This is a genomic window from Thermus sp. CCB_US3_UF1 (assembly GCF_000236585.1).
GTDB lineage: Bacteria > Deinococcota > Deinococci > Deinococcales > Thermaceae > Thermus.
Map to the genome: position 1 here is coordinate 1,238,420 of NC_017278.1, position 15,543 is coordinate 1,253,962.

The window sequence follows — 15,543 nt, forward strand, 5'->3', positions numbered from 1 at the left end:
TCCATACCCTCACCTCCGCCCGGAGGGTATCACGCCCCCACCTCGGCGAAGACCGCCAGGCTCCCCTTCAAGAAGGTGCGGATCCGCTCCTTGTAGGGCTCCTTGTCGTAGACCCCGTAAAGGGTCTGGTGCATGCGCACCGGGTCGCCGAAGAAGAAGCGCTCGTAAAGCTCCTGCCGGGCCCCGAAGCCGGAGAGGGTCATGTCCCAGGCCAGGCGGAAGAGGGCCACCCGCTCCCGCGCCTCCAGGGTTGCCCCCTGGAGGTACTTCTCCAAAAGGGGGGCCAGGGGTCCCCGGAAGTCCCGCTCCGAGGGCAGGGTGATGAGGCCCGAGGCCCCGATCTGCTCCAGGATCTCCCGCATCCTGGGGTAGAGCCTGGGGTAGAGGTTGCGGGCCCCGTCCAAGGCCCCCCGGTCCGGGACCAGGAGGCCGAAGGCGTTCTCCTTGGCCTCCTCCTCCGCCCGGGTCCAGAAGGCCCGCATGGCCTCGAGGTAGACGATGATCTCGGCGATCTTCTCCTGCACGTGGCCGTAGGCGTCGGCCCCGATCCCCTCGGCCATGAGGGCCGCCACCCCCAGGAGGGCCTCGGTCTTGGCCGTCTTCAGCACCACCACCTGGTGGGCCATGTGGTGGAGGGCCCCGGTGGCCGCGTAGGCCTGGTTGCACCGCTCCACATCCCCCAGGATGAAGACCCGCTCCCAGGGGACCAGGACGTCGTCAAAGACCACCAGGCAGTCCATCTCCTCCAGGCGGCTGGAAAGGGGGTGGTCAAAGGGGCTATCCCCCCCCACCAGGCCCTCACGGCAGACGAAGTGGAGCCCGGGGGTGGCGGTAGGCAGGGCGAAGGCGATGGCGTACTTCTCGCTTCCCGGCCCCTCCTTGAGGAGGGTGGAGGGGAAGATGAGGACCTCGTCCGCCAGGGGGAAGGTGGCCGTCATCCGCGCCCCCCGCACCACGATCCCCCGCTCCGTCTGTTTCACCACCCCCACGGGGATATAGGGGTCGGGCTGGGCCGAAGGGGGCTTGGCCCGGTTCACCTGGGGGTTGGTGAGGGCGTGGGTGGTGGCCAGGTCCTTGTCCCTAAGGAGGCGGTAGTAGGCGCGGACGTTCTCGGCAAACTCCCCAAAGTAGGGGGCGCTGGCGGCGTAGGCCATGACCACGGCGTTCAGGTAGTCGGGGCTTCGGCCCATCATCCCCAGGTTCTGGTCGGCCCAAAGCTTGTAGGCCCGCCCCCTGCGCTTCAGGTCCTCCTTGCTCTTGGGGATGAGGAAGCTCATCCCGTGCCGCTTCCCCTCCTCCTCGTAGGTGAGGGCCTCCCGGTACCGGGGGTCGTGCTGCAGGTCGTAAAGGGCGGCCATGGTGCGGGCGATCCCCCGGAAGACGGGGTGGGTGGTGGGGTCCTCCACCTTCTCCCCCTTGTACCAGAGGTTGGGGGGACGCTCCCGTAGGGCCTCGAGGTACTCCGCTCCGGTCCTTGCCATACTACCTCCTGCCGAACTTGGGCACATGGGGGGGCTTCAGGGGAAGCCCCACGCTCTTGAGGTCGGTGTAAAACTCCAGGGCGTAAACGCCCCCTTCCCGCCGGTCCCCGCTCCCCTTGACCCCGCCGAAGGGGGTGGGGAGGTGGCGGACGTTGTGGCTGTTGAGGTAGACCATCCCCGCCTCCAGCTCCAGGGCCAGGCGGTGGGCCCGCTCCAGGTCCCGGGTGAAGACGTAGGCCGCCAGGCCATAAGGGGTGTCGTTGGCCTTCCTCAGGGCCTCCTCCTCATCCCGGAAGGGGATGGCCACCAGCACGGGGCCGAAGATCTCCTCCTGGGCGATTTTCATGTGGTTTTCCCCCACGAAGAGGGTGGGCTCCAGGTAGTTCCCCCGGGACAGGTCCTCCCCGCGGAAGGAGGTGGAGGCCCTTTTCCCGCCCACCAGGAGCCTTGCCCCCTCCTCCAACCCGGCCTGGACGTAGCCCAGGACCCGCTCCAGGTGCTCGGGGTGGATGAGGGGCCCCACCTCCGTCTCCGGGTCCAGGGGGTGGCCCACGCGGATGGCCCGGGTGCGCTCCGCCACCTGGGCCACGAAGTCCTCAAAGATGGAGGCCTCTAGGAGGAGCCTGGAGCTTGCCGTGCACCTCTCCCCGTTGAAGGAGTAGATCTGGAAGACCACGGCGTCCAGGGCCCGCTCCAGGTCGGCGTCGGCGAAGACCAGGGCCGGGCTCTTGCCCCCAAGCTCCAAGGAGAGCCGCTTGAGGTGGCGGGCGGCGTTGGCCATCACGATCCGCCCCGTCTCCGTCTCCCCCGTAAGGGTGAGGAGGGGCACCAGGGGATGGGCCACCAAGGCCGCCCCCGCCTCCTCCCCAAAGCCCTGGACCAGGTTGAAGACCCCGGGGGGCAGGTCCGCCTCCTGCAGGATCTCCGCCAGGAGGCTGGCGGTGAAGGGGCTCCACTCCGCCGGCTTCAGCACCACGGTGTCCCCGAAGGCCAGGGCGGGGGCGATGCGCCAGGTGGAGAGCATCAGGGGGGCGTTCCAGGGGGTGATGATGCCCACCGGCCCCGCGGGGACCCTAAGGGCGTAGTAGAGCCACTCCCCGTCCACGGGGTAGGTGCGGTCCTCCATGGCGTGCTCGGCGTACTCCGCGTAGAAGGCGAAGTTCTCCGCCGCCCGGGCCACCTGGGCCCGGACGATCCTCAGGACCTGCCCCGCGTCCAGGCACTCCGTAACCGCCAGCTCGTCGGCCCGTTTCTCTATGAGCTCGGCGATCCGCAGGAGGTAGCGCTTCCGTTCCCGGGCCGGGGTGCGCCGCCAGCGGGAAAAGGCCTCATGGGCCGCCCGGGCCGCCCGGTCCACCTCCTTCTCCCCTCCCCTGGCCGCCTCCCCCAGGACCTCCCCCGTGGCCGGGTCCAGGGAGGGGAAGGTGGCCCCGTCCTCCGAGGGTAAAAACCTCCCCCCGATGAAGTGCAGGGCAGGCTTTTCCTTGAGGCGCCTCCGCACCCCCTCAATGGTCTCCCAGGGGATGCCCGCCACCTGGTCCGCGTACCTCATGCTTCCTCCTCTATGGGGTTTTCCAGGGCCCCCAGGCCCTCCACCTCCAGGCGCATCACGTCCCCGGGGAAGACCTGGCTGATCCCCTTGGGCGTGCCGGTGAGGAGGACGTCGTAGGGCTCCAGGGTCATGAACTCCGAGACGAACTCCAGGAGCTCGGCCACGGAGTAGAGCATCCTCGAGGTGTGCCCCTCCTGCCGCAAGGCCCCGTTCACGTAGGCCCTTAGGGCCAGGTTCTGCGGGTCCGCCACCTCCCCCACCACCAAAAAGGGCCCCAAGGGGAGGAAGGTGTCCCGCCCCTTGGCCCGGATGGGGGGGCGGAAGGTGTCCCGCACGTAGTCCCGGGCCACCAGGTCGTTGGCGATGGTGTAGCCCAGGACGTAGTCCAGGGCCTCCCGCGCCCTCACCCGCTTCATGGGCCGGCCCACCACCACGGCCAGTTCCACCTCGTAGTGGACGAACCGGGCCCCCTTGGGGTAGCGCACCACCCCCAGGTGGGGGAGGAGGGTGTTGGGGGGTTTCCAGAAGAGAGCGGGCTCCTCGGGGCGGGCCAGGCCCAGCTCCTCCGCGTGGTCGGCGTAGTTCAGGGCCACCCCGATCACCTTCCCTGGGGTAAAGGGGAGGAGCCAGGTGACGGCCTTGGGGTCGTGCCCCTCCCCGGCCTCGTCCAGGAGGAGGCCGTCCTTGTATACCCCCTGGTGGACCCTCCCCTTGGCGAGGAAGCGGGCCAGCTTCATGCCCCCTCCGGGATAAGGCCGTAGCGCCGGGCCATGCGGCGAAGCCTCTCCTCCACCTCCGGGGTGGTGGGCCCCAGGGGGAGCCGCCATTCCTTTTCCAAAAGGCCCATCCAGGCCAGGACCGTCTTCAGGGGGATGGGGTTGGTGTCCCAGAAGATGGCCTCGTTGGCCTCCAGGAGGTGGTCGTGGAGCTCCCGGGCCCCGGCGTAGTCCCCGGCCAGGGCCCGCTCGCAGAGGAGGGCCACCTCTTTGGGCAGCCAGTTGGCGGTGGCGGCGATGGTGCCCACCGCCCCCAGGCTCATCATGGGCAGGGTGAGGCTTTCCAGGCCGCAGAAGACCAGGAAGTCCCGCCCCGCCTCCAAAAAGAGGTGGGAGAGGTACTCCAGGTCCTTGGAGGAGTGCTTGAGGCCCACGATGTTGGGGAAGTCCCGCCGCAGCCGGGCCACGGTCTTGGGGGCGATCTCCACCCCGGCCCGGCCAGGGATGTTGTAGAGGAGGAGGGGGAAGTCGGGCACCGCCCTGGCCACCTCAGCGAAGTAGCGGTAAAGGCCTTCCTGGTTGGGCTTCACGTAGTAAGGGACGATGACCAACGCCCCCTGGGCTCCCGCCTCCTGGGCGAAGCGGGTGAGCTCCAGGGTTTCCTCCAGGCGCAAGGCCCCGGTCCCGGGGATGACGGGCACCCGGCCCGCCGCCTGCTCCAGGACCACTTCTATGGCGCGCTTGCGCTCCTCTAGGGTCTGGGTGCCGGGTTCACCGGTGGTGCCCCCCACGCTCAGGCCGTGGGAGCCGCCCCGGATGGCCCGTTCCACCAGGTTCCTCAGGGCTTCCTCGTCCAGGCGGCCCTGGCGGAAAGGGGTGGGTAGGGGAGGTATGGACCCGCGGAACATCTGGCTCCTTTCCCCCTCACCATCCCGGGGAAGGGGCAGGAAGGGCAATGGTTTAGGGGGACAAAAAATGACATATTTTTGTGATTTTTGCCAAGGACTTCCCTCTCACCTGGGCCCGCATGGGGGTGTATTGTGAAAAGCAACAATGAAAGAGCAAACGTTTGGTCATGGCGCCATCGGCTTCCGTCACCTGGCCCAGGAGCTGGGCCTGGGCCTGCAGGTGGCCTCGGAGCGGCCCGTCCTCTACCTGCTTCCCGAGCCTCGGCCCCTCCTTTCCCCTGAAGGGGCCCTCCTCCTCTTCCGCCCGGAGCACCTTTGGCGCTACCGGGGGGCAAGCGGCCTCCTCCTGCCCGCCCCGGACCCCGAGGTGGAGGCCTTCGCCCGGAAGGAGGGCCTGGGCCTGGCCCTTTACCCTCCCTGGCTGGCCCGGGAGGAGCTGGAACGGGCCATCGCCCTCCGCCTCTTCCAGCGGGCCCCAGGCATGGCCCTGGCAAGCCTCTTGGACCTCCTCCTCAAGCTGCCGGACCGCCCCTTTTTGGAGGTGCTGCACCAGGCCACGGGCCTAGCCCTGGCCCGGGTGGCCCCCTGGGGGGAGGTGCTGGGCTTTGCCGGGAGCGTGCCCCCGGAGCACCCCAAGGAGCCCGGGGAGGGTCGGGGATGGCTGGCCCTCGAGGCCGGCGAGGGCCTTCTCGTGGCCTACGGGGAGGAGGAGGCCCTGGGGCGGGCCCGGGGGGTTTTGGAGGTGGCGGCCCGCCTCCTCAAGGTGCGGGCCCTGGAGCGGAGCCTGGAACGCATGCGGGAGGAGTCCTTGGGCGGGGCCCTCCTGGAGGGGCTCATCCTGGGGGAGGCCGATCCCAGCCGGCTTTTCGCCTTCGGCTTCGCCGAGGGGGTGGAGTGGGTCCTGGCCCTGGTGGAGCCCCCCGGGGTGCCAGGCCGCCACCGCCTGGCCGAGGAGCGACGGCGCGAGGCTACCCTGGAGCTCCGCCGCCGGGCCGGGGACTTCCTGGACCGGCTCGGGGTCCCCTACCTCCTGGCGGTGCGGGGGAACCGGGTGGTGGCCATGTGGCAGGTCCATAGCCCCAAAAAGGAGGCCGAGGCCCTCCTGAAGGCCCTGCCCTTAGGGAGCCGCCTGGGGTACTCCGCGGTCCACGGGGACCAGGGGGTGCAGGAAGCCTACCGCGAGGCCCTCATCGCCCTCAAGGCCGCCCGCCCCGGGGAAGCCCTCTCCTTTAGCGGCCTGGACCCCGTGGCCTTTGTCCTCCTGCAGCAGTCCCCGGAGGACCTGAAGGCCCTGGTGGAGCGCTACCTTCCCCTCTCCCCCAAGCTTCTCAAGACCCTCGAGGCCTACATGGCCTCGGGCAGCGCCGAGGAGGCTGCCGCCGCCCTCCACGTCCACCCCAACACCCTCCGCTACCGCCTGAAGCGCATCGAGGCCCTCTTGGGGCCCCTCTCCCACCCCGAGGTCCTGGCCCAGGTCCACCTGGCCCTGCGGGCCCGCAGCCTGCTTTTGGGCTAAGATGGGGTCCATGGAAAAGTGGAAGGCCATGCTCGTTGCCCTCCTTTTGGGCGGCCTGGGACTGGGGCAAACCCTGGTGGAGGTCACGGCGGTAGCCGCCTTGGCCTCTAGCCTGGACCCGGCGGTGCGCCTCCCCTCGGGCACCTACAAGGCCAGGAGCCCAGAGCCCCTCTTGCAGCGCTTTCCCGAGGCCCGGGGCTACACCCTGGAGGCCTTTGCCGCCAAGGGCATCGCCAGCCGGCTGCATGCGGCTTTTGTGCAGCAGGTGCTTACGGGCTTCGCCGCCGCTGGGTACTTTCTGGAGAGCCAGGAGGAGAAGGTGGTGGCCGGGGAGGTGCGCACCAAATACGTGCTGAAGGATAGCCTGGGCCGTCCGGCCTTGCTCTTAGTGGTGCGGAAGGGGGAGGAGTTGGTGTACGGGTTTGGCAAGGCTAAGTGAGTTTCTTCACGATAAAACCCGCTCGTGCTAAAAATCTCCCCTAAAAGACACCCGCCACCCCAAGCCGGGCCAGGCCACCCCGAAGCCCCAACCCTCCCACTCCCCCTCCAAAGCGGCAAACCAGCCGCCCCGGTACCCAGCCAGGAGGCCTAGCCTCCAGCCCTCCAGGCTGCCCCACCATGCCCCAGCCCAGGCCCAAGGGTAGGTGGCCTCGAGGGTCAAAACCCCCTCCTCCAAGGGCAGGCTCACCCCCAAAAGCCCCACCCCTTGCCCCGCCTCCCAGCGGGCCTCCCCGTAGGCTACCCCGGGGCCTGCCCTCAGGCTCCAGCCCAGGCCCCCACCCCCAGGGAAGGCATAAGCCCGAAGCTCGGGAAGGGCCACCTCCAGAAAAGGTCCCCGTTCCATGACCCAGCCCAGGCGGAGGCGGGCCTCCCCGTACCCCGTGAGGTAGCCCCCCCAAACCCCTTCCTCCCCGCCCGCGGGGCTTGGGCGGTTCCAGGTGTAGGGGAAAAGCCGCCCCTCCCCTAGGGTGAGGGGAAGCCGGCCCAGGGCCAGGGCCCACTCCCCCTCCTCCCCCACCAGGACCAGGCGCTCCAGGGCCAGCCCCACCTCCCCCGGCGCGCGCCCGTAGGGGGCCAGGGCGAAGCCCAGCCGCCCCCCAGGGAGGGCCAGCTCCCCCTGAAGGCGGAGGTAGGCACCCCCTAGGCCGCCCAGACCCCAAAGCCCTACCTCGTACCCCTGGGCCAGGGCGGGAAGGAAAAGGGCCAGGAGGGCCAAGCCGCGAACCATGGCCTAGGCGTGCTCCTCCCCCACCACCCGCCCGTCCTCCAGGCGGACGATGCGCTTCACGTGCTCCAGAAGCCTGGGGTCGTGGGTGGAGAAGAGGAAGGTCACGCCCCGGGCCTCGTTCAGGGCCTTCATCCGCTCGATCAGGGCCAGGCCGTTGCGGGAGTCCAGGTTGGCGGTGGGCTCGTCGGCCAGGACGATCAGGGGTTCCGCCGCCAGGGCCCGGGCCACCGCCACCCGCTGCTGCTCTCCCCCGGAAAGCTGGCGGGGAAACCGCCCCGCCTTGTCGGCCAGGCCCAAGGCCGCCAGGGCCTCCCAGGCCCGCCGTTCCCGCTCGGCCCGGGGAAGACCCCGGAGCTCCAGGACAAAGGCGGCGTTCTCCAAGGCGGTGAGCACGGGAAGGAGGTTGTAGGCCTGGAAGACCAACCCCACCTTCTCCAAGCGGAAGCGGGCCCTTTGGGAGCGGCTGAGGCGGTCCAGCCGCACCCCTCCCACCCAAACCTCCCCCTCCGTGGGCAGGTCCAGGCCCGCCAGAAGGTGGAGCAGGGTGCTCTTGCCGCTCCCCGAGGGGCCCACCAGGGCGGTGAACTCCCCGGCCTCCACCGCCAGGCTCACCCCCCGCAGGGCCTCCGTCTCCACCCCGTCCCCCCGGTAAACCTTGCGCACGTTCCTGGCTTCCAAAATGGGCATACCTTCCCCCTAAGGCGTGTAGCGCATGGCCTCCACCGGCTCCAGCCTCGAGGCCAGATACCCTGGCCAAAGGGCGGCCAACACCGCGACCCCCACGGAGTACCCCAAGGTGAGGAGGACCTCCCCTACCCCTAGCCTCCCATAGAGCACCTCCGGCAGGCCAAACTCCCGGTACTGCTCCAGGATCCACCGGGGTAGGGGGAGGCGGAAACCATCGGCCAGCTCCAGGTGCACAAGAAGCCCCACCCCCACCCCCACCAGGGCCGCCACCCCCACCAGGAGGAGGCTTTCCCAGAAGACCAAGGCCAAAAGCCTCCGCCCCGTAAGGCCCAGGGCGGCCAATAGGCCAAACTCCCGCACCCGCTCCACCAGGGAAAGGTAGAGGGCGTTGAGGAGGATCAGCCCTCCCAAGAGGAAAAAGATACCCACGTAAAGGGCCATCACCGTGTCGTAGAAGGGAAGGATGGCCGCATAAAGGGGGTTGGCCTCCAGCCAGGTTTCCGCCACCAGCCCCTTAAGATGGGGTTGCAGGGCGGCCTTCAGCGCCTCTAGGGGCTTGAGGTCATACAGGCCTATCCCCGCAAGGCGGATCTCCAGCCGGGTGACGCGCCCCGGGGCCAGCAGGGCCTGGGCGTCCGCCAGGGGCACCAGGGCGGTGCGGGCTTCCAGGTGCGTTTCCGGCAGGTCTAAAAGCCCCACCACCCGGAAGGCGTAAACCCCAAGGCCCATCCCCCCGGGGGCGTAGGCCGCCACCTCGTCCCCGAGCCGCACCTTCAGGGCCTGAGCCAGGGCCTCGCCCAGAAGGGCCTCCCCGGGGCCCTGGGGCAGGCGCCCCGCCACGAGCAGGTTTGCCTGACGGGCGAACCCCTGGGCCTCGAGGCCGGTGAAGGCCACCGCCCGGCTCCGCTCCCCGGCGATGAGGAGGCCACCCCCCTCCAAAACCCCCTCCACCTCCGCCCCCTCCGGCAGGGGCAGGCGGGGCGGAAAGAAGGCCAGGCGCTCCAGGTCCTCCCCTTCCCGGTACCCCTCGGCCCGCACCACCAGGTGGCCGGTCCGCTCCAGCACCAGGCGGAAAAAGGCGTCAAAGGCCCCAGCGTAGACGGAGAGAAACACCAGGGAGAGGAAGACCACCAAGGCCACCACCCCCCCGGTGGTGAGGCTCCGGCCTGGGGTGCGGAGGAGGTTGCGCCAGGCCAGCCGCAGCACCCCTAACACCCCCTTTCCAGGTACAGGGGGTTGAAGCAGCGCTCCGGCACCGGGCCCACCCGCACCTCACCGATCTCCACCCGGGTACGGTACCCGGAACGCAGAAGGTCCCTAAGCTCCATCTCCCGGGGAAGGTAGGCCTCCTGGAAACGTTGGTAGCCTGCAAGGAGGAGTTCCCGCACCCCCTGGCCCCGCTGGTCGTAGTAGAGCACCCGCTCCACGAGCCCCCCCTTGAGGTAGACCTCTACCCGGCCGTAGGGGGTGGCGGCCCCAGGCCTGGGGGTCAGGACCAGGACCCCCTTTTCCTCCGCCACGGAAAAAAGCGCCTCCAGGTCCCGGCCCATCAGGTCCTGGTAGGTGAGGTCCGAGCCCAGGAAGCGCTCGCTCCGCCCCGTGGGGGGAAGGCGGAGGGTGCGGCCCAGCCGGGGATCGTAGAGGTATAGGTCCTGGCCCAAGGAGAGAAAGGCCTGCCCCGCCTCGCTCCTTGGTTCCAGAACCCGGATATGGGCCCGCTCCCCGTCGGTGTAGACCTGAAGCCGGTAGGTGCGCATCGAGCCTGGCCGCTCCACCAGGAGGGTGTAGACCGCCTGGTGGGCGGGTCCCCGCAGGCGGTCCAGGGCCGCGCGCAGCTTTTCCTCAGGGCTTTGGCCCAGGGCCATCAGGCCGAGCCACAGGAACAAGAAGGCCCAGCGTCGCATCCTTCACTCCCCTTTCAGGTACTGCGGCACCCCCATCCGGAGGAGCAAACGGCCCGGGAAGAGAAGGGCCAAGAGGGCGGAAAGGGCCACTACGCCCCCAGCGTACAGGGCGTACTGGGGCCTAAGGGCGGTGTAAAGGTGCTCGGAAAGGCCGGATTCGGGCAGGAGCTCCACGCTCAGGCGCATAAGGGGACCGAAGACATCGTGGGTGGCGGTGTAGTAGAGGAGGGCGTAGCCCAGGAGGAGGCCCAGGACCAGGCCCAGGCCGCTGGCCAGGGCGGCCTCGAGGGCCACCTGCCCCGCCAGGCGGAAGGGGGCAAGCCCCAGGCTCTCCGCCACGGCGAACTCCCGGAGGCGCTCCCGCACGCTCACGTAGACGGTGCTGGTCACGGCGATGGCCGCCAGGAGCATGAAAAGGCCAAGGAGGGGGATGTATAGGAGGCGGCTCCCCTCGTAGTCGGCCCGGATGGGCCCCATAAGGTCCCACACCCCCTTGGCCACCAGGCCCTGGGGCAGGGTATGGTTCAGGGTACGGGCCAGGGCCTCCTCCCGGCCCCGGGGGGCCGCCACCGCCAGGTGGGTGGCCAAGACCCCCCTCCCCACCAGGCGCCGGGCATCCTCCAGGTGGAGGTAGACCCCGGCGAAGTCCACGTTGCCCACCCCGGCGCGCACCAGGCCCACCACCTGCAGGCCCAGGGCCTCCCGGCCGGTTTCCAGTACCAGCCGCTCCCCTAGCCGCACGTCCAGCCGCTCGGCCAGGCGGTGGCCGAGCACCACCTCCCCTGGCCCCTGGAGCCAGCGCCCGGTGGCCACCTTGAAGGGCACCCGGGAAAGGACCTTTTCCCCTTCCGGATCCACCCCCAGGGCCACCCCTCCCTCCGTACGGTAGGGGGAACGGAAGAGGGCGTAGAGGGCCAGGCGGGGGGTATGGGGTTCGCGGATGGGGGGAAGGGCCCTAAGGCCGTGTTCCGGATCGGGGTCCTGCCACCACTCGCCCTTGGCCACCGCCACCGGGGCTTCCACGTAGCGGGCGTAGGCCTCCACCAGGCTTTCCCCATATCCGTCCAGGAAGCCGAGGAGAAAGAGAACGGCCACGGTGACGTAGATCACCACCAGGGAAAGCAGGGCTGTGCGCCTTCGTTGCCGCAGCACGTTACGCCAAGCCAGCCTCAAAAGGCTCATGCCTCCTCCTGAAAGCGCGCCAGGAGCCTGGGGGGCTCCTCCTCCAAAAGGCGTATAGGTCCCGCATCTCCCCAAGCCGCTCCCCGCCTTGCCCCTCCAGGAGGGCCAGCCCCTTCTCCGCTTGCGCGCGGTAGAGGGAAGGGGTGCAGGCCTTTTGCAGAAGGAGGCGCCGCCAGGCCCCTGGGCGGATGGCGTAGCGGTCGGCCCGCTCCTGTGGACGGCGCAGGCGCTCCACCAGCCGGAGGCGGGCAAGCAGGCGGAGGGCCGGGCCCAGGGCCCCCTTGCTGGCCCCTAGGGCCTGGGCCATCTCCTTGGCCGTCTGCTCAGGCGGTTCGGCCACCAGGAGCCAGGCCAGCACCCGGCCCGCCACTCGGGGGAGCCCTACCCCCTCAAAGGGGAGGACGGTCTCCTCCACCCAGGCCTTGAGGAGGGAGTCCACGGGTTGAGTCTAAATCAATGCCCTGTCGGGGGTGAGCTTTGCTAAACCAGCAAGGCTGGGGGCCATTAAGTGCTACTTTTCACGATTTTGCCAGTTCGTGAACTTCTTCTCCTCAAAAGGAGGCTAAAGCTCCGCCAGGTCCACCCGCTCCAGCACGGGCAAGGCCCGCAGGGCCTCCAAAACCTCCGGAGCGGGCTTCTGGTCCACGGCCAAGACGAAAAGGGCCCGCCCTCCGGGCACATCCCGCCCAAGCTGCATCCCGGCGATGTTCACCCCGGCCTCGCCGAGGAGGGTACCCACCTGCCCCACTACCCCCGGGCGGTCGTAGTTGACGCAGACCAGCATGTACCCCTCGGGGACCACCTCCAGGGCGTAGTCGTCCACGCCCACCAGGCGGGGCCTTCCCCCCATCACCACCCCCCGGGCGCGGCGCTCCTCCTGGTCGGTGACCAGGCGCACCTCCACCAGACGGGTATACCCCTGGGCCTCCTCCGCCCGCCGGGTGACCAGGCGGATGCCCCGATCCTTGAGGAGGGGCCGGGCGGAAACCAGGTTCACCGCCTCGCTTCCCAGGACACGGGAGAGGAAGCCCTTGGCCACGGCGCTGGCCACAGGCTCGGGATCCTTTTCAAACTGCCCCAGGAAGCTCACCTCCAAGACCTCGGGCCGGCCCCGGGTGATCTGGGCCAGGAGCTTGCCCAAGGCCTCCCCCAGGGGCAGGAAGCCCTTCAGGGCCTCCAGGGCCTCGGGGTCAAACCCGGTGTTGAGGGCGTAGGAGAGGTCCCCCTCCAGGGTCCGCACCACCCGCTCCAAAACCGCCTCCCCCACCCGCTCCTGGGCCTCGAGGGTGTTGGCCCCCAGGTGGGCGGTGAGGACCACCCGGGGATGGGAAAGGAGGGGGTGCTCCTTGGGCGGGGGCTCCTGCACGAAGACATCCAGGCCAGCGGCGAAGAGGTGCCCTTCCTCCAACACCTCCAAAAGGGCCTTCTCGTCAATGATCCCCCCGCGGGCGGCGTTGACCACCACCGCCCCCCGGGGCAGGAGGTAAAGCTCCCGCCGGCCGATCATGCCCCGGGTCTCCTCGGTGAGGGGGGTGTGCACGGTGAGGAAGTGGCTTTGGCGGAGGAGGTCGGCCAGGTCCTCCAAAAGCTCCACCCCCAGGCTCTCCGCCCGGGTGCGGGGGATGTAGGGGTCGTAGGCCAGGACCCGCATCTCAAAGCCCTTGGCGAAGCGGGCCACCTGGCCCCCGATGCGGCCCAGGCCCACGATGCCCAGGGTCTTCCCCTTGAGCTCCAGGCCCAAAAACTTCCGGTCCCATTCTCCCTGGCGGATCTTGCGGTCGGAAAGGGCGATGCCCCGGGCGGCGGCCAGGAGGAGGCCAAAGGCCAGCTCGGCTGCCGAACGGGTGTTGGCCTCGGGGACGTTGACCACCAGGATGCCCAGGCGGCTGGCGGCCTCGAGGTCCACGTTGTCCACCCCCACCCCCCCCCGGCCCACCACCTTGAGCCGCCTTCCCCGGGCCAGGAGCTCGGCGTCCACCTGGGTTCGGCTCCGGGTGATGAGGGCATCGTAGGCGGGGATGACCTCCAGCAACTCCTCCCGGCCAATCCCGGGGCGGTAGTCCAGGATCACCCCCGGGTACTTCACGTCCCCCAAACGCATGTCGTCCGACACCAGAACCCGCCACATATACCCTTGACCCTAGCAGAAGCGGCCCCGAGGAGCAACGGGACGGCTACACTACACCGCCCCCCTGTGGTATCCTGTCCGGGACCACAAGGAGGCCTGTATGAAGGTAGCCTTGGTAACCGACTCCACCGCCGACCTACCCAAACCCCTGCGGGAACGCCTAGGGGTAAGGGTGGTACCCCTGTACGTGAACCTGGGGGGCCGGGTCTACCGGGACTGGGAGGAGATCACCCCGGAGGAGATCTTCCAAAAGGTACGGGAGGGAACGGCCTTCCCCACCACCAGCCAGCCTTCCCCCGAGGACTTCCTAAGGGCCTACCAAAGCGCCCTGGAGGAAGCGGACCACGTGCTCTCGGTCCACATCTCCAGCAAGCTCTCCGGCACGGTGCAGTCGGCGGAGCTGGCGGCGCAGAACTTCCCAGGCCGGGTCAGCGTCTTTGACACCCAGGCCGCCTCCTTGGGGATCGGCATGATGGTCCTGCGGGCCCACGAGCTCCTGGCGGAGGGCAAGTCCCTGGAGGAGGTCCTGGGGGAACTGAAGCGCCTGCGGCAGGACCACTTCGTCCGCTTCAGCGTGGCCACCCTGGAGTTCCTCAAGCGGGGCGGGCGCATCGGCGGGGCCCAGGCCCTTTTGGGCACCCTTCTCGGCATCAAGCCCATCCTGACCCTGAAGGAAGGCCGGGTGGAGGCGGCGGGCCGGGCCCGGGGGGAAAGGAAGGCCCGGGAGGAAATCGTGCGGGACTTCCGCGCCTGGGCGGAGGGGCGGGCCCGGATCCGCGCCTTCTTCCTCTACAGCGCCGAAGAGGGGGCGGTGAAGGAGCTCAAGGAAATGGTCCTGGCCTCGGGGCTTCCGGTGGAGGAGGCCCTGGTGAGCGAGCTGGGGGCGGTGATCGCCAGCCACACCGGCCCCGGCACCTACGGGTTCTATGCCTACAGCCTCTAGCGTGGCCTTCGTGGCCGACTCCACCCTGGGCCTAAGCCCCGCCGAGGCCCTGGCCCAGGGCATCCACCTGGTACCCCAGCAGGTGATCTGGGGGGAGAAGACCTTCCGAGACCTGGTGGAGATCCACCCCGAGGAGGTCCTGGCCCTTCTCGCCCGGGGGGAAAGGCTCTCCACCAGCCAGGTGGCCCCCGAGGACCTGCGGCAAACCTACGAAACCCTCCTGGCGCGGTACGACCGGGTGCTCTCCGTCCACGTTTCCGGGCAGCTTTCCGGCACCGTGGCCACCGCGGAAGGGGTAGCCCGGGCCTACGGGGGCCGGGTCAAGGTCCTGGACTCCTGGTCCCTCAACGGCGGGCTCTGGCTGGTTCTGGAAGAAGCCCGCCGCCTCCTCCGGGCCGGGGTGGCCTGGGAGAGGCTGGAGGCGGCGGTGGCCCCGTACCGGGAGCGGGTCCGGGGGTACGTCCTGCCCAGCGCCCTCACCTACCTTCACCGCTCCGGGCGCATCTCGGGCCTGCAGAGCCTGGTGGGGGGGCTTCTGCGCATCCTCCCCGTCTTGGAGGTCAAGGGAGGCCGGGTCCTGCCCGGCCCCCGGGTGCGGGGCTTCGCCGAGGGGTTGCGCCGGATGGCCGAGCTTTTCCGCCGGGACTTCCCCCATGGAGCCCTGGTCCACCTGGCCCACGCGGGGAACCCCGAAGGGGCCAAGGCCCTGGGGGAGGCCGTGCGGGCGGAGGGGGTGGAGATCCTAAGCACCCTGCAGGCCGGGGCGGCGGTAAGCGTCCACACCGGCCCCGGCACCGTGGCCCTCTTCGCTGGGCCCAGGGGGTAGGGCGTGCGGGCGGTGGTGCAGCGGGTAGCCCAAGCCTCCGTGGAGGTGGAGGGGGAGGTGGTGGGCCGCATCGGCCTGGGCCTCCTCGTCCTCCTGGGGGTGGGGCAGCGGGATGCCCTCGAGGACGCCCTCTACCTGGCGCGGAAGATCACCGCCTTGCGCATCTTCCCCGACGAGGAGGGGAAGATGAACCTCTCCCTGAAGGAGGTGGGCGGGGAGGTTCTCCTGGTGAGCCAGTTCACCCTCTACGCCGACACCCGCAAGGGCAACCGCCCCTCCTTCGTTAAGGCCGCACCCCCGGACCTGGGCAGGCGGCTTTACGAGGCCGCGGTGGAGGCCTTTTTGGCCGAGGGGGTGCACGTGGAAACCGGGGTTTACGGGGCCCACATGCGGGTGCACCTGGTGAACGATGGCCCGGTAACCCTTTTCCTGGACTCGGAGGAGAGGTTCAAGCCCCGCTGAGAAAGGCCTG

The 15,543-nt window shown here is 69.6% G+C and carries 16 protein-coding genes; 5 read left to right on the forward strand and 11 right to left on the reverse strand.

Features of this window, described 5'->3' with window-relative positions; all coding sequences use genetic code 11:
- Positions 1–29 precede the first annotated feature (29 nt).
- Genes hpaB through hpaI form a run of 4 tightly spaced genes read right to left on the reverse strand, consistent with a single transcriptional unit; the run spans position 30 to position 4,657 of the window.
- Positions 30–1,481 carry a 4-hydroxyphenylacetate 3-monooxygenase, oxygenase component gene (gene hpaB, locus TCCBUS3UF1_RS06125; RefSeq protein WP_014515643.1) on the reverse strand — a complete coding sequence of 484 codons (1,452 nt, stop codon included), beginning with the start codon at positions 1,479–1,481 and terminating at the stop codon, positions 30–32.
- A 1-nt stretch (position 1,482) separates the two neighbouring features.
- The gene (gene hpaE, locus TCCBUS3UF1_RS06130; protein ID WP_014515644.1) at positions 1,483–3,033 is read right to left on the reverse strand and encodes a 5-carboxymethyl-2-hydroxymuconate semialdehyde dehydrogenase; all 1,551 of its coding nucleotides are present in this window, start codon (positions 3,031–3,033) and stop codon (positions 1,483–1,485) included.
- Entirely contained in the window at positions 3,030–3,770 is a 741-nt protein-coding gene (locus TCCBUS3UF1_RS06135) for a fumarylacetoacetate hydrolase family protein (protein ID WP_014515645.1), read from the reverse strand. The genes hpaE and TCCBUS3UF1_RS06135 overlap by 4 nt, the downstream gene beginning before the upstream one ends.
- A complete protein-coding gene (gene hpaI / locus TCCBUS3UF1_RS06140; RefSeq protein ID WP_041433985.1) occupies positions 3,767–4,657 on the reverse strand; it encodes a 2,4-dihydroxyhept-2-ene-1,7-dioic acid aldolase in 891 nt (296 codons plus the stop codon). Before hpaI ends, TCCBUS3UF1_RS06135 begins: the two co-directional genes overlap by 4 nt.
- A 145-nt stretch (positions 4,658–4,802) precedes the next feature.
- Here hpaI and TCCBUS3UF1_RS06145 point away from each other — a divergent pair, with 145 nt between their 5' ends.
- Both TCCBUS3UF1_RS06145 and TCCBUS3UF1_RS06150 read left to right on the forward strand, forming a co-directional pair.
- On the forward strand, positions 4,803–6,173 hold the full coding sequence (locus tag TCCBUS3UF1_RS06145; protein WP_014515647.1) for a CdaR family transcriptional regulator: 1,371 nt from the start codon (positions 4,803–4,805) through the stop codon (positions 6,171–6,173).
- A gap of 10 nt (positions 6,174–6,183) precedes the next feature.
- Complete coding sequence (locus TCCBUS3UF1_RS06150) at positions 6,184–6,612, forward strand: hypothetical protein (RefSeq protein WP_014515648.1); 429 nt, start codon at positions 6,184–6,186, stop codon at positions 6,610–6,612.
- Between the two features lie 27 nt (positions 6,613–6,639).
- Here the strand turns inward: TCCBUS3UF1_RS06150 and TCCBUS3UF1_RS06155 are convergent, their stop codons facing one another.
- From TCCBUS3UF1_RS06155 to serA, 7 genes are all read right to left on the reverse strand, one after another.
- On the reverse strand, positions 6,640–7,401 hold the full coding sequence (locus TCCBUS3UF1_RS06155; RefSeq protein ID WP_014515649.1) for a hypothetical protein: 762 nt from the start codon (positions 7,399–7,401) through the stop codon (positions 6,640–6,642).
- Between the two features lie 3 nt (positions 7,402–7,404).
- Positions 7,405–8,088, reverse strand: coding sequence for an ABC transporter ATP-binding protein (locus tag TCCBUS3UF1_RS06160; RefSeq protein WP_014515650.1), 684 nt, complete (start codon positions 8,086–8,088; stop codon positions 7,405–7,407).
- A 9-nt stretch (positions 8,089–8,097) separates the two neighbouring features.
- Entirely contained in the window at positions 8,098–9,294 is a 1,197-nt protein-coding gene (locus tag TCCBUS3UF1_RS06165; RefSeq protein ID WP_014515651.1) for an FtsX-like permease family protein, read from the reverse strand.
- Between the two features lie 2 nt (positions 9,295–9,296).
- Entirely contained in the window at positions 9,297–9,992 is a 696-nt protein-coding gene (locus TCCBUS3UF1_RS06170) for an outer membrane lipoprotein-sorting protein (RefSeq protein WP_041433794.1), read from the reverse strand.
- 3 nt (positions 9,993–9,995) lie between these two features.
- Positions 9,996–11,174, reverse strand: a complete 1,179-nt coding sequence (locus TCCBUS3UF1_RS06175) for an ABC transporter permease (protein WP_041433795.1) — start codon at positions 11,172–11,174, stop codon at positions 9,996–9,998.
- Positions 11,146–11,613: a MarR family transcriptional regulator gene (locus TCCBUS3UF1_RS06180; RefSeq protein ID WP_014515654.1), complete on the reverse strand. Its 468-nt coding sequence runs from the start codon at positions 11,611–11,613 to the stop codon at positions 11,146–11,148. Before TCCBUS3UF1_RS06180 ends, TCCBUS3UF1_RS06175 begins: the two co-directional genes overlap by 29 nt.
- A 123-nt stretch (positions 11,614–11,736) precedes the next feature.
- Positions 11,737–13,302 (reverse strand): phosphoglycerate dehydrogenase, encoded by a 1,566-nt coding sequence (gene serA / locus TCCBUS3UF1_RS06185; RefSeq protein WP_014515655.1) that lies wholly within the window; start codon positions 13,300–13,302, stop codon positions 11,737–11,739.
- A 100-nt stretch (positions 13,303–13,402) separates the two neighbouring features.
- On the opposite strand from serA, the gene TCCBUS3UF1_RS06190 reads away from it, so the two are divergent.
- From TCCBUS3UF1_RS06190 to dtd, 3 genes are read left to right on the forward strand one after another with little or no spacing between them, the layout of a single operon-like run.
- Positions 13,403–14,245, forward strand: coding sequence for a DegV family protein (locus tag TCCBUS3UF1_RS06190; protein WP_014515656.1), 843 nt, complete (start codon positions 13,403–13,405; stop codon positions 14,243–14,245).
- On the forward strand, positions 14,229–15,071 hold the full coding sequence (locus TCCBUS3UF1_RS06195; protein ID WP_041433796.1) for a DegV family protein: 843 nt from the start codon (positions 14,229–14,231) through the stop codon (positions 15,069–15,071). Before TCCBUS3UF1_RS06190 ends, TCCBUS3UF1_RS06195 begins: the two co-directional genes overlap by 17 nt.
- A gap of 3 nt (positions 15,072–15,074) precedes the next feature.
- Positions 15,075–15,533: a D-aminoacyl-tRNA deacylase gene (gene dtd, locus TCCBUS3UF1_RS06200; protein ID WP_014515658.1), complete on the forward strand. Its 459-nt coding sequence runs from the start codon at positions 15,075–15,077 to the stop codon at positions 15,531–15,533.
- The last annotated feature ends 10 nt before the right edge of the window (positions 15,534–15,543 follow it).